Below are 13,907 nucleotides of genomic sequence, written 5' to 3'. Positions count from 1 at the left end.
GACTTGTGTTAGCCGCTCTAAAGCGCGCCGGCATCGGCTGGACTTCGTTGTGCTCGAACGCGCGATCGTACACGAGATCAACGTGCTCGCGTGTGGGCACGCGATCAACGGCATCAATGAGCTGGCCGAGGTCCGCAAGCATCTGGGGATGTGAGCTTTTTGTCGCATGACGCGTAGGCATGCTTGGCAATACGCTGACGCAGCCATTCAGGCAAGGTCCTGTAAAAATTAACGTCAACATCTTTCAACAAAATTATTCTTCATTTTGATATTTATATCCTATGCTGAATTCCGGACGCAAGAAGTGGGGGGTGAGATATCCTGCTTAACACGACGGCTTCCTGCGGCCGTTGATCGCACATTTCCGCAGAATTTGGGGCGGGCTATGGGCCTGTCTAGAATCTAGCGGTTGCGACATTTCTGATGTCTGCCATCGAGGCGCCGGATGAATTTCAACGGAACATCTTGATTTATCTCGTTGGCATCTGGTCTTGGGAAGTGGCGATGGCCAGGTCGCTCTATGCTCAATTTCTATTCGAGAGTCTGCCATGACAACGCTACAGTCGGGAAATGTTCCGGAGCGAATTGGGAGGGCGTTATCTCGAGATGGAGTATCCACCAAGCGGCGAGGTCCACAGTTCGATTTTGCACAATCGAACTTCGCGAGGTGGAATCGGGATGGCCCGGTCGCTTCAAATTTTTTCAATGCGCTTTCTCTATTCTTTCCGGCGGGTGAGAAATTTTTCATTCATTCAGTAAGATGTTTTTGTGCAAAGGTAAGCGATCCATTTCTGATGGCGGAAATTAGGAAGTTTATCTCGCAGGAGGCGAATCATTCGAGCGAGCACAGGAGCTATCTGAAGGCGATGGAGCGGCAGGGATATGTAATTGAGCAACTCGACATCCGGATGTTTTCCCGGCCGCTTAACACGGTCGATCCTGTATGGCGTCTTGCCATGACGGTTGCCATGGAGCATTTCACGGCATCTCTGTCGCGGTTTTTTCTTCAAGACGGACGTGTTGGCGGCGATCCCGCCCTAACTAAGCTGTGGCTCTGGCATGGTTGTGAGGAACTGGAACACCAATCGGTCGCATTCGACGTTTACCGGAAAGTTATCGGAGAAGGCCCCTACGCGTACTGGCTGCGTGTCGCAGGCGCCATTCGGGTGACGTCGAATTTTCTTCCCCGGTTGACCAGCAATTTTGTCGCGCTCTTGAGCCAGGACTTGGAGTGCACACGACCGATTTGCTATCTGAAGGCCATGTACTACATGTGGGTGCATCCGGGCATACTTCGGAGGTTGATCTTAGATTTCATTGGCTACTTCCGACCACGATTTCATCCGAGCGAGCAGCAGGAGCACGATGAAACGCTTGTTGCGACCGTTCGAACGTCATTGGGGATCTCGGATGCAACGTGATTTGACCGGTTACTCGAGTTGTGAAATTCCGACTTATCGACGACGTATATACCACGCAGATACTGACGCCGGCGGTGTTGTTCATCATTCGCGATACCTCGTCTTCCTGGAGGAAGCGCGAACGGAATGGATGAGCGGGATTTGTCACGAGGACGTTGCTGAGTTCCAGCGTGGGGTCAAGGTAATGGTCGTGACTTCTGCCAAACAACGCTTCCTTAAACCGATACGATTCAATCAAGTTGCAGAAATTTCGAGTCGAATAGCGGAATTGGGAAGGGCGAAGCTGACCATCGTGTATTCGATTACCGTTGGCGGCAAGTGTTGCCACGAAGCTGAGATTCGCTTTGCGTGCATGGATATCGGAGCCCAATGCATCTGCTCGGTTCCCGACTCGATCCGGAATTGGGTGCTGTAAGAGCTGGTGAGGCTCGACCGTGGAGAGCGAAAGGATTTGAAAAAAGGAGATGAGCGTGAGCACGCATTGCCTGGTGAATCCGCAGCGGCGCTTTGAAAATTTTAAGCAAGCTATGCTTCTCCGAATTGACGGCGAGCCACATGCTCGCATTTTTATTTGAGGGTTCATATGGATCGGTACCCGTGACCCTGCGGTCCCAGATTCGACTGAACGGTGGGGTGCGTCGGCGTTACATGCGGAGCGGCACGCGCTTGCGAGTGCGAGGTGGCGAAAGCCGGCGGCCATGTCGCGCCTTGCACGGCTGAGCCTGCATACAGCGACGAGTCAGCTGACGTTGAGCGGCAGGGTGCATCTCGCATCGGGGAAGATTGTTATGCTCAAGGGATTCAAGGACGGAATCGGCGGCGCGTTGCTGATTGAATCCGTCGAGCATGGTCGGGCGTCACGTGGCTGGAGCAGGGTGTTTTCGCTTAATTGGGTGAACGCCGGCAAGCCCTGGTTGGGGGCACGTGAAGCAGCCGGCGAACTCCATATCAGATGATTCCGCCGTCTGGCTGACGAAGCGCGGCAGGAGTATAAAAAAGTGCCACTCGCATGGAGTGGCACAAATACAGACACAGAGGTCGACACCCCAGGGCAGAGGCATCGCCGACAATCGTGCCGGCAATCCAGTTCGTGCGGCTTTCAAAAATCAACCAGGAATATAGGGCGCTTTCCGTGATCACGCCGCACTCACCGGCGGTGTGTACCGGGTATCGCGGTGATGGCCGCAACCACGATCGCGGCGAATCTGGGGCTCGATGATCGTTCAGTCGAGGCAATGAAAGCTGCGCTGAGCGGCGAGGTGCTGACGCTCGAGCAGTGGCCACTGAAGGAGTCGGACGACGACTTTGAACCGAAGAAGCGCCAAGCCGGCTTTACGCACGCACAGAACATGGCAGGGAGCCTAGGTGCAGGCCGATCGGTATGCAGCCGGGGATCGGGCAACCGCGCGGCAAATGGCCGTCTCCGAACACGATTAATACACGCGTAATCTGGAGTACCTGTACACGCTCACGTGTTCGCGGTGATCGGGCTGGAGTTCCATTTAGCGATCGGCGGTAACCGGATGCCCGCTATCGTCAAGATCACAGTGGCAGGCTGCGCGGAGTGCTGATCACGATGGTAGTCGGCTCGAAGGAATATTTCTTGGGGTCGTCCTCGCGATGGGATCGGTAGGCCGATCGGATCACGCAGTTCAGGTGGCGCCGGATATTGCGGTGCCGGGCAATGGGCGACTACGGGATGACTCAGGCGCGATCATGAGGGCGTCGCCGTGACGCGTCGACGCTAGTTGATGTGAGCAAAGCGGTTCGGTGCCTGTGTCAGTGCGGTTGATTGTCCAGAACGAACGTGCCTCGACGGCGGAAACTGCGAATTAGACCGCGCTTGGCCGCCTTTCGGAAGGCGATGTACACCGTGTTGTGATGAAAACCTAACGCGTCGGCAATTGCCTGCTGGGTCGGTAAACGGTCCCCTGGGCGAAGGGTCCCGGCTCGAATGGCTTCCTCGATCTGATCGGCGATCGCGTTTGCGACGCATCCTCTGATGCGAGCAAAGTCCGGTCGCCAACTCTCAGAAGATCCGAGATGGGGTGAGTGCGTTGTGGCAGATGAATCGCGATCGAATGAAACGATGTGCATAGTGGCTTCCCCTCGACAAGCAGAATGAAGGCGTGCACGTGGACCTTATGCCGGTAGCGGTGAGCGATAGAGGGCGGTAGTGATCGAACAACAGTGTTGCTTGCAAACCTTGCCGACTTCCGATCAGATTCCACCAACATGGCGAACATACGCAAAAGACGAACGACCGTCAAACAGTGGAAACGGCAATTAGCGACGTGTTCGCGTGGGTCTTCGTCGCTCGGCGTGTCGACGAGGCGCATATCCCGGTTTGTCTCTGACAGGGCCATGACCGAGCGGAAGGTGTATCGCGGGGCCGCCAGCGTCAGCTGAAGCGGACTAGACTAACTCTGACGGTGGCCGTTTTTTCCTGCTGGCGCGCATTGCCGCTGTGGGCGCAGCCCGGAGCGGCAATGCGCGCCACGAACAACACGGAGTCCGCCATGATTCAGTAGCATAAAGTAATGCGTGCCACGGTCGGCATACTCGAGTTGGCCCGGCAACTCGGTAACGTCAGTCAGGCCTGTCGCTCGAAGGGTTCTCGAGCGACGGCTTCCGATTTAACGAGCTGTACGATCGAGGCGGTAAAGTAGCGCTGCAAGAGATTTGTCGCCACCGGGCGCTATTCCAGAACCGCATGGACCCGCGGCTCGAGGCCGCCGTGGTCGAAGTGGCCCTCGGATTACCGACGATGGCCAGGTGCGTATCGCCAACGAAGTCCTTATTCGGCATGCCCCTTCCGCCTTGCCCCAAGGCGTCCGGAGCATCGTCGCGCCACCACCCGGAGGCCACGCCAAAGCGCCGAAAGGCCGTGGAAGCAAGATCCGCTCAGAAACGGTTGGTGTTGACCGAGGCGCAGCTGGTCGCGCTTCGGATGCGCCAAGCACGAGAAGGAAGTGCGCGGAGAAATTAGAGTCAGAATATCAGGCCTACTGCGGCGTCGTCACGTATGTCGACATCCACCGGATAAGCGTCGGGGCGACCCGGCTGATCGGCGCGATTTATAATTGCAGGGAATGCCACTTGTTCCTTCGCCACTACCGGCAGATGCTTCGCCAGGCCGTGCACGACCGCAATGTGGCCGCGGTGATCGCGCAGATCGCCGCTGAGAACTTGCAGGTCTTCCAAGTTGCGTGGGCGACGATCCGTGTGAAAGAAGCGTTAACGAGTTGCCTCTTCCCCAATTGACCACTGAACGGCTTCCGATGTTCGGTTTGGTGAAATACCTTGGCGCCGGACCGCGGTGATTGCGAAATCGGTGTGCACTCGATCGGCAGAGATGGCATGGAACTGTCAGTTGAACAGGCGGTGCTCGGTGTAGTCGCACGCGCCACATTGATAGACGCGGCGCTGCATTCCTGACGTAGCGAAGGTGGGATCCGGCTCGGTCTTTCGTAGCCGGTACGAAAGTTCGCGGCATCTCGGACATTGATTGGCTTGGGGAGCCCGTTGCAGTGCTTGTTCGAGAATGTCAATTCGCTGCTTGAGCGTATCGATTTCCTTAACGATCTCGAGGATCTGTTTCCATTCAGGCAGTTGTTCCAGGACTGGACGCAGGTCCGATGGCGAGGATAAAAACATGAATGCTCCTTTGAATACCGTAATCGCCACCGACACTGGCCCGAGATCGGACGAGTCAGCGTCGCCAGTCTGGAAATCGATCATTGCCCGAGCGGCGTGATGGCGAGCATCATCACCGGAGAAGGTACTGCGCATGTTTCCAACGCCAGTTCAGGCACCGGCGGTGATCCAATTGCTCGACCGAACGAGAGCAGCTTCACGAGACGTCACAAACGCAAACGCTGGTACGCTCGGCTACCCAGGTCTGGGCGTCCAGTGCAGAAGCGTAGGCGATCAATCCTCGTCATCCCATCGCGACCGGAGCGTGCCCCGACGTGATTGATCGCGTCAACCGTGTTCGCCACATCCGTAGAGGGCGCGCCCCGCGCCGTTGTAACTAGCACATGTTTGATAGCCGACGATGCGCGTCGGTACTTTTACCCGAACTGCGACTCTCGGAATTGCAAATAATGCACATAGACCACATGGTGCTAGGTTCGGTGAGTTGAGCGTATTTGTTGCTTGCATAGGGTGGTTGGCCTACCGTCCCAACAGGCATCGGTTCCGCATTCCAAGACATTGCAGTGTGTGCTGCGGTGCACAACGTCTAAATGAAAGGCAAAGGAACATCACGGATACCGTTCCCTTGTAGGTTCATGATCACCCGGGTGACTGAGTCACTTGCGCCGGGGGGATTTCGGGATGCTTCGCGACAACGTGAATACGAACAAGGAGATGCGCAAGCGGACATTCGTTGACGTGGGGCTCACGAAAGTGTGGAAACGAGAATCAAATTATGAGGGCGTGGCGCGAGGGCGGTTACGCTGGTCGGGATTCGCCGCCGAGAAACCTCTCGCGTGGTGGAGTCGCCGAAATGATGGCCAAGAGTTGGGAGGCGAACGGCGCGATTCGTCTCGAGATCCGCGCATGTTCGAGCACGCGGCTTGAAGCAGCACAAGCCGCTGCGGGCGGAGGGCCGGGTGAGGAGTCGATCCCAGACTGCTAGGTCTTGCGAGTCGAATCGAAGGTGTGCGGTATCGGGCGAAATGTCGCGACGGTCCTCGGATATCAACGCGCTAGGCACGCCGCGTCGCAAAAGACTGCAAGGGGTGGTAAACGCCGCTGCCGCCTTACTTCGAGCGGCGAGCAGGATGTTATCGGTATTGCCGAACGCGATGTCTGTCGGTTGGGATAAGCGTGAAGTTTCTGAGCGGTTCGCCAAGTCTTGCCGAGCGTTCGCAAGATCGGCGCAGCTGGTGCCGTGGCGTTCACGATCCCCGCAGACGCTACCGGATGCGTTGCGCCTGGCCTTGAACCGCGTGCAAAAATGCGCGCGGTTCGAAAGCGACGTGCGGGCTACCGTCCAGAAGGTGGAGGTGCTGGATAGCCTCACGTACGCGGGCGCTGCAATGTGCATCACTGATGTGGCTGAGACGAAAGACTCTGTTGAACTGACTCAGCGCTAATCAAGGGATCCACCGTCGCCCGGGCAGCGTGATGTGAATCGTCTACCAGGACAGGCTGCAGCGTGGCGTGATCGATCACAAGATTACGACCGTTAATCGCACCGATGGGGCGGAAAAAGTCACGGCATACGTGCTGGTGACGCCGCGAGCCTTGCCGAGTTGGCGCACATTACGGTTGCGGCACAGGTGCAAGGAAGCGGTGACTAATGAACATGTTGATGGACGCGCCGGCGCCGACGATCGAGCGCCTCGGCTTACGGACAGTGATTGCTTGTCCCGTGACGCTGGAAAGATCGCAGGCGTGCGTCCAATGGTTGAGTATTTGCCGGGCGCGCATGCGGTATGCAGCGTCGGCTCGCTTCACGGCGTGAGAGGCGTACCGGTAGTGGTAGCTTTCTGGCATGGTGTTCGACCGCTACCCGGTTGTCGGCGGTGAAATGCTCAATGCACTGACGCTTGCGGACAACGCCCATGACGACGGTCCCCACGTTTTTCCGAGCGTCGCGACGATGGGCGAAAATCCGTGGCAGTCGGTTCTTGAGCGACTGGGACAGGAAGTGAACAGGAAACCGAAGCCACTCCACAAAAGTACCTTAACCAGATCGTCGCTTGGCAACGGAACACGAACGCGTGACGGCTGAACGGGTCTCGCTCCAGTACGATTTGGCTCTTCACCGCCAAAACGGTTGAAGCCAGAGTGCCTGTTGGTCATGCCACCAGCTACCGATGCCCACCTTGTTGCTGGAAACTCGGGGATGATGGCTTAGCCGGCAAGCTACCAGCACGGTCTGGGGTATGTGCAGATCCGGAGCTCCCCGAATCGCACGCGTACCGCGCCGCGCTCGATGATAATGACGGTCTGCTCGGAAGGATTGACCTCAACTGTCAGCAAGGTCTCTGGAGCCGGCAGTTAAACGAAGATTTCGCCGCGCTCCGGCTCTCACGGTTATATTGAGTCCTGATTCGCGTTCAGTCCATGCGAACGCGCGACTTCTGGAGTGGCTTGGGCGCGAAACTCGCGAGCGTAATTCTTCGAGCCTTGTTGGCGGCTCCGTGCCCGGATCTCTATCATCCGATCTCCGTTAGAAATTTGTGATGGGAATAAGGGCGCCGCCTTCATGCCCTCATGAACGGACGGTGTTGCACGCTCGCGTACGATGCAATAGCTTGGTGATGGATGTTGTGATGTTTGTAAATTGTAATAAATGAAGTGGTTTAGAAATATTTTTGAGATTGGATAAAAAATCGAAACAAGCGCTGTGCGGCCGACTATGCTCATTGAGAATTCAGCAAGACATTGTGCTTTGCGTACGGAGACGTGCGCGGACCGCTTCGCCCCAGCTATATGACAGAGGCTTTGCCACGAGAGAGGAATCATGCAAGCAGACAGGCAGAATTGGTAATTGGTAGTACGAATGTTATGCCTTTCAATTCAGAGGTGGCCGACGTGTGATCGGGCGTGTTGTTTAATTTTCGCCAGCGAAGATAGCGGCGATGGCGAGTAGATCGCATGCAGTTTGGAAACGCATTGTTCACGCTCCGCTGCCAATGAGGAATTCGAAATCAAGGAGGCAACCATGTCGACGAACCAGACAAAAAGATATCGTGTTGTGCTGCGACCACTATCCGTTATCGTTTTCTCGGTTGCCGCTATATGTGCGAGCGTGCTCGCAAATGCGGAAGGTGATGGCGGATGTGACTACGGCGGTCCAAACGTTATTGATACAGGTGGAAATGTAGGAGGGCAGTGCACCAATGCGACGAACATCTATGTCCTCGGCAGCAATGGCTGGAAGAAGGGGCCACCCATGGATCATGCCCGATGCGGCCTGACGTTAGCGAGAGCGGGTGCTGCCGGGCTGATTTATGCGATTGGTGGGTACGACAATAGTGGAGCTGCGGTTCCATATGTTGAAGCGTATGACGAAAAGGCAATGACTTGGAAATCTGTCGCTTCTTTGCCAGAGCCACTCGCGGACTTTGCTGCGGTGTCGTGGGACGGGCTTATCTACGTTTTCGGTGGTACGTCACAGCGCAATAACGCGAGCAAGGCATCCACTTCTGTTTACGTCTATGACCCGAGCGATGACACCTGGGTATCTGGAGGTATTTTGCCCGCACCAGTGTGGTATGGGCGGGCTGCTGTCGGGCCGGACGATTATATATATCTGGTAGGTGGCAAAGATAACTACGGAAAAGACTTGGGAACAACGTTGCGTTTTGACCCGATTTTGGAGGAGTGGGCGCCGCTGCCGTACACATTAAATGTGCCGCGTAGCGGTTTTGGTATCGCGATGGCCGGAGACAATAAAATTTATGTGCTGGGTGGGCAAAGCGGTAGCTCAGCATTAGCTTCAATTGAAAGCTTCGATCCGGCTGATACGGCGGGCTGGCAGACCTCATCGGCATCGTTGTTGTTTCCAACTGCAGCGATTGCTAGCACCGTGATGCAAACCGGGAACATTATGGCTCCGGGAGGCATACATTCGCTATCGCAGTCAGGTGGCTCTAAGGACGTTCAAGAGATCGACCTCTTGCCAACGGGAAAGCCGCATACAGTGACGCTTTATATGCACGGTCCCGAGAGTTCACCGGACTACGGTGGACTAATCATGAACCAAACCGCGCCGAAAACGGCCAGTGCCCCGTTCCAGCTAAATATTCTGAGCAGCCAGAGTTGGTATAGCATGCCATCCTTCAATGGGACTCTTAATTCGAATTCGTCCGTAACCGTGTCAATTCCGTGTTCGCTCGGAGTAGGTTTGCTGAGCTGGGTAACGCTTTCCGCGGTTAGCGCGACTGGCAGTGGGGCGGCTCGAACGTTGGGTGGTGCGAGTATTCCCGTGGGAGCTTGTCTAGGGTTGCCGAGTGTAGACGTCAATATTCCCATCTCGGGAGTCTCAGCGGGTGTCCAGCTGCAGAACGAAGAACTTGGCATCACATTATCGACGGTTGCCAGCGCATTGCTTACGTTATCGCCGAAGAATCCGATGAAGGTAACGATTGCGGGTTATAGTGGCATGCCCGGTCCCAGCGCCGGCATTGTCGTTAAGTCCGATCCGAGCGTGCCGTGAAGAAGAATGGAGCTGCGATTATGCACTTGAGAGCTCTAAAAAAAATGAGCGTTTGGATGGTTAGCCCACCACCAGTTTGCTAACCTTTTCGTTGCCGCACTGACCAGGAGCTTATGGCCAGACCGAGACTCGCCGGCGAGTTGGGGTCACTAATCGAACCGCTGCTGTCGCCACCGAAACCACGCCGTACGCATGGTAGTCGGTAGCTGGCCAAACTTCGTGCAGCCGATTGCATCGATCGGTGGCGTGTGGTCATCGATTGGTTCTCCATTCGTGCAGTGGAATCAGGTCAAGATCAGGACATAATTCCACCGATCGGGCGTGACGCGGTTCAAAGCATCGTAACGTTATCGAATCCCACGGCATCCCGCTCGCGCTGATTCTCACTGGAGTCAATCGCAATGACGCCACGCGACAGCTGCCTCTGATCGAGGGCATCCCGTCCATTCGTCTCTATTAACGTCTGTCATTGTGCAGGTCGATCGCGGTTACGAACACGACAAATATCGTAAGCCATTGGGTGCTGTCGGCGTTTCCACGCAGATCGCACGCGGAAGACAGCTCTATAGCAGCGGCCTCGGCAAGGCCCAGTGGGTCGTCGAACGCACCTTCAAATCATTTTCTTAACGTTTCTAAAACATGCATGAGGTGGCTCACATGGAATGCAGATACCTATATGTCGACAACGTTAAGATCGACTTCGAGCGGCGCAACATTGAGATTGACGGTAAATCGGTCGGTGTGACGTCGCAAGAGTTCTACATCATCGAAGGCCTGCTCGATAGGGTGAGCGAGATTGTGCCGCGTGCGGCAGTCCAGAAGGTGACGTGGGGGTGCGAACTTGACGCGTCATCTCGAGCTCTCGACGCGCACATTTTTCGTATCCGCGCAAAGCTGCATCTTGACGAGCACGGGGGCAAGAACATGAGAATCGTTGCGGCCTACGCTGTTGGCTATCGGTTGTTGCTGGATGGCGCGGTGATGAGCAACGAGGAACTCAAGGATGCAGAATCTGCCGCCCGGATCACGTCGCGACGCGCGATAGCTGAGCAACCCCACTGCTGACTCGTTGGAGTAGCTGATGGCGTATGCGAATTGTTGGAAATGAAAGCGGAAATCAAGATTAATGAGATTTTTGACGAAGAGACAATTTTTATGAATATTTCATAAGATGTGTACTGAACAAGCTGAATGCAAGCTCGGCTTATGATAGACGATTGAAAACCGCTGTTGGAGTCGGTTATTGTCTGCTTCCCTAGGAAGAGGGGCTGAGAAGTAGTCGATGAAGTACTAAACGTTTTATTGGGCATTGAGAACGGAGACAATCCCGTTCTGGCGATCGGGAAGCTCCGGTGGTTGGGCTCAACTAGATAGGTGACTTATGAGCGTGCTAGTGCGGTGGCGCAATGCGCTTTCCCTTATATTTTCTCTTGTCTTTGTCGGTCTGCTGGCGTCGTGTGGTGGCGGTGACGACGGGGGCACCAGTACACCCCCGACAGTCAAGTCCGTTTCCCTTGTCACCAGCACGAACCGTATCAGCACCGGACGGGCCGATAATACCGCGGTGCTTACCGCAACGGTTATCGGAAGTGACGGAAAGCCAATGCGCGACGCAGTTGTGACCTTCTCGGCAGACAACAACGCGCTTCTTTCGCCTAGCAAGACAGCTGCCACGGATGTTGGCGGTCACGCTACCGCAGTATTAACTTACGGAATGGACAAAACCAACCGCACTTCGACCGCAACCGCGTCAGTTGGCAAGGTATCGTCCGGTTCAGTGAGTGTGGCCATTGGCGGGACTACGATTGCCGTGTCTGCGCCGGCGAGCATCGCGGTAAACGACACCGAAACGGTTACTGCGACTGTAAGCGACGCAAGCGGAGTCGGTGTTCCCGGGGTGTCCGTGGCCCTTGCTTCGGCAGCCGGCAGTGCGATCGTGCCCACGCCGACGTTGACGGATAGCAACGGTGTGGCAGCATTTGCTGTTACTCCGACGCAGGTGGGTTCGGAATCGTTGACTGCCAACATCACTGGTGCAAGTGCGGTGCAAGCGGTGACGCTGATGGCTGCTACGGCAGGCGTTAAGCTGTTTGCAGCACCATCGTCCATCAGCTCTGGGCAGCCCAATAATTCAACGGTACTCTCCGCGAAAGCGGTCGACGGGAACGGAAATCCGGTTGCAGGCGTTCAAATAACGTTTTCAGCCACAAACGGTAACGGTGCCGTCAACCCGTCACAAGCCACGACGGATTCTAGCGGTATTGCGACGACTACGCTGACAACCGGCGCGGACAAAAGTAACCGGAACATCTTCGTGACTGCAGCCGCGAGCAATGGACAGACGGGCAGTATTCCAGTGGAGGTGACTGGAACGAGAATCGCGGTAGGGTGGCCTCTTGAGACACCGACCAACGCATCAACGTCGTATTCGATTACATTGCTCGACGGCAGTAATCAACCCATTACGAATGCCGCGGTGAATGTGGCAATTGTCACGGGTGGAGACGTCGTATTGGGTGGTGGTGCTTTGACGACGGACGGGAACGGCATCGCCCGATTCAATCTGAAGGCGGGTTCGTCGGCGGGTGCCTTTAGCATGCGCGTAACGTATGGCTCGCAAAATCAAACGTTTGATGGCAGCGCGGGAGATGATTTTACCAAGATTGACGCCGACGGAAGTGCGTTGCCTTTCAATGCGGAGTCGTGGTCATGCGTGCGTGATAACAAGAGTCTGTTGCCCGACGGCCGGCATCTGTGGTGGGAAGTAAAGACCAACGACAGTGGTCTTCGCGACATGAATACGAGGTACACGAATTTCGGTAGTCAAAATTCGTCAGGATCAGACGAAGACGCTTCGACGTTCGTGAATAATGTCAACGGGAAAGCCCTTTGCGGAAAGAATGATTGGACGCTTCCGGGTCTTGTAACTGGATCGACCGTTGCGATGCAATTGCTCGAGAATTCAGTAATGGATGTTGGGGGATGGTCGCATGCCGTGGACTGGCTTCCTAACACCCTGCAGGACTACTACTGGACGAATGAAGAAACTATTGTCAATAACCCGTCTAGCGAATGGGCCGTTGACATTACAGCCCTGGGAGACCATCTAGCAGAACTTTCGATGAATCGCAGGACTCCGCTTCCGGTTAGGCTTGTTCGGATAGAACCGTAGTGTAGGCGCTGGCGCGAGCTTCCCGAACCGCACCGGGGAGCAAACGCCACTTGTCTTGGCCGCGTTTATGGCGAGGCCTTGTTTGTTGGGAGCCGTGTGACGCGGCGATGCGAAATGATTGAACAATGGTGGTTCACACAACAGTGGTTTGACGCTCATGAGGGACGGGTGGCGGCACAACAGGGTGTAACAATTGCCCAGCTCTCCGGACCACGTTCTTCTTTTTTCGTAGGCGTCGCGGCGATCTCATCAAGATTTTGGGGGGGAGCCGCGATCGCAGTGTGCGTAGTGATTCGCATCAAGCCAGCCATGCAGGCGAGCGCGAGAACTCTCCGCTTGCGCAGCTCATGCGAATGAACCCGGCGACCGAGCGAGTCGGCTGATGTTGCGCGGTCGGACGGATCTGGCGGCGGAGCAGATGGTCATGCTCAACGGTTTCAACGGGGCGTGGACGGCCCGTTCCTGATCGAATCGATGGAGCACCGTTACGCGTCACGCGGTCGAATGACGGTGGTGAGGCTCAATGATGGCAATGCGGGCTGCGTGAAGGACGGAGCGGAAGCAGTTGGCAGGTTACCCAATCTGAGATTCCGGTACCGGATTAATGGGGCGCGACGGAAATAAAAAATGCCGCCGCTAGGGATGGCATAAAAAGTGAGCATGCAGAGACACGCGCCATGGCGGAGGCATCAATACGTATAGTGGGCCATCCAGTTCGCGTGCCTTTCAAAAATCAATCTAGTTCCGGGCTCTGCCGGCTGGTTGCGATGAATATTTGCGAATGGGAGCGTGCGATGGGTGAGGAAAAACAGGAGCTCTCGGCTAAGATCGCGACGCTCACGCAGCAGTTGCGGGCGGTGTGCAGCGGTGAAGACATCAAGCGTACGGTGCGGCCGTTCGACGATCGGAATCGACCGCGCCGAGATGGCCATAGCACGAGATCGATATCTTCACGTGCAAGCGTGTGATCAACCGCGTGGATCAGGTGGTCGAGATGCGCAAGCATCTGGCAATGTGATTCCCTAGCTGGGGCTTGCTTATTTTTCCACTTGGCCATGCGGGGTAGTGCCTAATCTTTAGAGTCTTTCTAAAGTCAGTGTGTCGATGCCTTTGCCTTAGAGCAGCTAACACAACTAGA

General features: G+C 55.8%; 12 protein-coding genes and 1 pseudogene. 11 read left to right on the top strand and 2 right to left on the bottom strand.

All coding sequences use genetic code 11. The features are described 5' to 3' along the window. The first annotated feature begins 548 nt into the window (after positions 1 to 548). From C7H84_RS33970 to C7H84_RS36755, 4 genes are all read left to right on the top strand, one after another. On the top strand, positions 549 to 1,421 hold the full coding sequence (locus C7H84_RS33970; RefSeq protein WP_121862903.1) for a metal-dependent hydrolase: 873 nt from the start codon (positions 549 to 551) through the stop codon (positions 1,419 to 1,421). Then, complete coding sequence (locus C7H84_RS33965) at positions 1,366 to 1,836, top strand: thioesterase family protein (protein ID WP_121862902.1); 471 nt, start codon at positions 1,366 to 1,368, stop codon at positions 1,834 to 1,836. Before C7H84_RS33970 ends, C7H84_RS33965 begins: the two co-directional genes overlap by 56 nt. A 283-nt stretch (positions 1,837 to 2,119) precedes the next feature. Beyond that, positions 2,120 to 2,377, top strand: coding sequence for a hypothetical protein (locus C7H84_RS36760; protein WP_162999472.1), 258 nt, complete (start codon positions 2,120 to 2,122; stop codon positions 2,375 to 2,377). 222 nt (positions 2,378 to 2,599) lie between these two features. Continuing rightward, positions 2,600 to 2,869 (top strand): hypothetical protein, encoded by a 270-nt coding sequence (locus C7H84_RS36755; protein ID WP_162999471.1) that lies wholly within the window; start codon positions 2,600 to 2,602, stop codon positions 2,867 to 2,869. A gap of 331 nt (positions 2,870 to 3,200) precedes the next feature. Here C7H84_RS36755 and C7H84_RS33960 read toward each other — a convergent pair whose 3' ends face one another. After that, positions 3,201 to 3,518, bottom strand: a complete 318-nt coding sequence (locus tag C7H84_RS33960; RefSeq protein WP_121862901.1) for a winged helix-turn-helix domain-containing protein — start codon at positions 3,516 to 3,518, stop codon at positions 3,201 to 3,203. A gap of 678 nt (positions 3,519 to 4,196) precedes the next feature. Between C7H84_RS33960 and C7H84_RS36980 the strand changes: the two genes are divergently transcribed. Beyond that, the gene (locus C7H84_RS36980; RefSeq protein WP_205611493.1) at positions 4,197 to 4,685 is read left to right on the top strand and encodes a hypothetical protein; all 489 of its coding nucleotides are present in this window, start codon (positions 4,197 to 4,199) and stop codon (positions 4,683 to 4,685) included. Between the two features lie 105 nt (positions 4,686 to 4,790). Here the strand turns inward: C7H84_RS36980 and C7H84_RS36750 are convergent, their stop codons facing one another. Beyond that, positions 4,791 to 5,213: a hypothetical protein gene (locus C7H84_RS36750; protein ID WP_162999470.1), complete on the bottom strand. Its 423-nt coding sequence runs from the start codon at positions 5,211 to 5,213 to the stop codon at positions 4,791 to 4,793. A 995-nt stretch (positions 5,214 to 6,208) separates the two neighbouring features. On the opposite strand from C7H84_RS36750, the gene C7H84_RS36745 reads away from it, so the two are divergent. The 6 genes and pseudogenes from C7H84_RS36745 to C7H84_RS33940 all read left to right on the top strand — a co-directional run bounded on the left by C7H84_RS36745 (position 6,209) and on the right by C7H84_RS33940 (position 12,769). After that, entirely contained in the window at positions 6,209 to 6,523 is a 315-nt protein-coding gene (locus C7H84_RS36745; RefSeq protein WP_162999469.1) for a hypothetical protein, read from the top strand. Between the two features lie 401 nt (positions 6,524 to 6,924). Further along, positions 6,925 to 7,164 (top strand): hypothetical protein, encoded by a 240-nt coding sequence (locus tag C7H84_RS36740; RefSeq protein WP_162999468.1) that lies wholly within the window; start codon positions 6,925 to 6,927, stop codon positions 7,162 to 7,164. Positions 7,165 to 8,100: 936 nt separating this feature from the next. Further along, a complete protein-coding gene (locus tag C7H84_RS33950; protein WP_121862900.1) occupies positions 8,101 to 9,597 on the top strand; it encodes a kelch repeat-containing protein in 1,497 nt (498 codons plus the stop codon). A gap of 113 nt (positions 9,598 to 9,710) precedes the next feature. After that, a pseudogene (locus C7H84_RS37395) lies at positions 9,711 to 10,206 on the top strand (transposase); the annotation flags it as partial. Between the two features lie 48 nt (positions 10,207 to 10,254). Beyond that, positions 10,255 to 10,662 carry a winged helix-turn-helix domain-containing protein gene (locus tag C7H84_RS33945; RefSeq protein WP_121862904.1) on the top strand — a complete coding sequence of 136 codons (408 nt, stop codon included), beginning with the start codon at positions 10,255 to 10,257 and terminating at the stop codon, positions 10,660 to 10,662. Positions 10,663 to 11,200: 538 nt separating this feature from the next. Beyond that, a complete protein-coding gene (locus tag C7H84_RS33940; protein ID WP_162999467.1) occupies positions 11,201 to 12,769 on the top strand; it encodes an Ig-like domain-containing protein in 1,569 nt (522 codons plus the stop codon). Positions 12,770 to 13,907: the final 1,138 nt, after the last annotated feature.

Source organism: Burkholderia sp. Nafp2/4-1b (assembly GCF_003635165.1).
In the GTDB taxonomy this organism is placed as follows: Bacteria; Pseudomonadota; Gammaproteobacteria; order Burkholderiales; family Burkholderiaceae; genus Burkholderia.
Note: the sequence above shows the minus strand (reverse complement) of the source record. Positions and strands in the feature narration are given on the sequence as shown.

Excerpts from the sequence above, each read along its gene's own strand:
- C7H84_RS33970 (WP_121862903.1), top strand. The coding sequence starts at position 549 with ATGACAACGCTACAGTCGGGAAATGTTCCGGAGCGAATTGGGAGGGCG.
- C7H84_RS33965 (WP_121862902.1), top strand. The coding sequence starts at position 1,366 with ATGAAACGCTTGTTGCGACCGTTCGAACGTCATTGGGGATCTCGGATG.
- C7H84_RS36760 (WP_162999472.1), top strand. The coding sequence starts at position 2,120 with ATGTCGCGCCTTGCACGGCTGAGCCTGCATACAGCGACGAGTCAGCTG.
- C7H84_RS36755 (WP_162999471.1), top strand. The coding sequence starts at position 2,600 with ATGGCCGCAACCACGATCGCGGCGAATCTGGGGCTCGATGATCGTTCA.
- C7H84_RS33960 (WP_121862901.1), bottom strand. The coding sequence starts at position 3,518 with ATGCACATCGTTTCATTCGATCGCGATTCATCTGCCACAACGCACTCA.
- C7H84_RS36750 (WP_162999470.1), bottom strand. The coding sequence starts at position 5,213 with ATGCGCAGTACCTTCTCCGGTGATGATGCTCGCCATCACGCCGCTCGG.
- C7H84_RS36745 (WP_162999469.1), top strand. The coding sequence starts at position 6,209 with ATGTTATCGGTATTGCCGAACGCGATGTCTGTCGGTTGGGATAAGCGT.
- C7H84_RS36740 (WP_162999468.1), top strand. The coding sequence starts at position 6,925 with ATGGTGTTCGACCGCTACCCGGTTGTCGGCGGTGAAATGCTCAATGCA.
- C7H84_RS33950 (WP_121862900.1), top strand. The coding sequence starts at position 8,101 with ATGTCGACGAACCAGACAAAAAGATATCGTGTTGTGCTGCGACCACTA.
- C7H84_RS33945 (WP_121862904.1), top strand. The coding sequence starts at position 10,255 with ATGGAATGCAGATACCTATATGTCGACAACGTTAAGATCGACTTCGAG.
- C7H84_RS33940 (WP_162999467.1), top strand. The coding sequence starts at position 11,201 with ATGCGCGACGCAGTTGTGACCTTCTCGGCAGACAACAACGCGCTTCTT.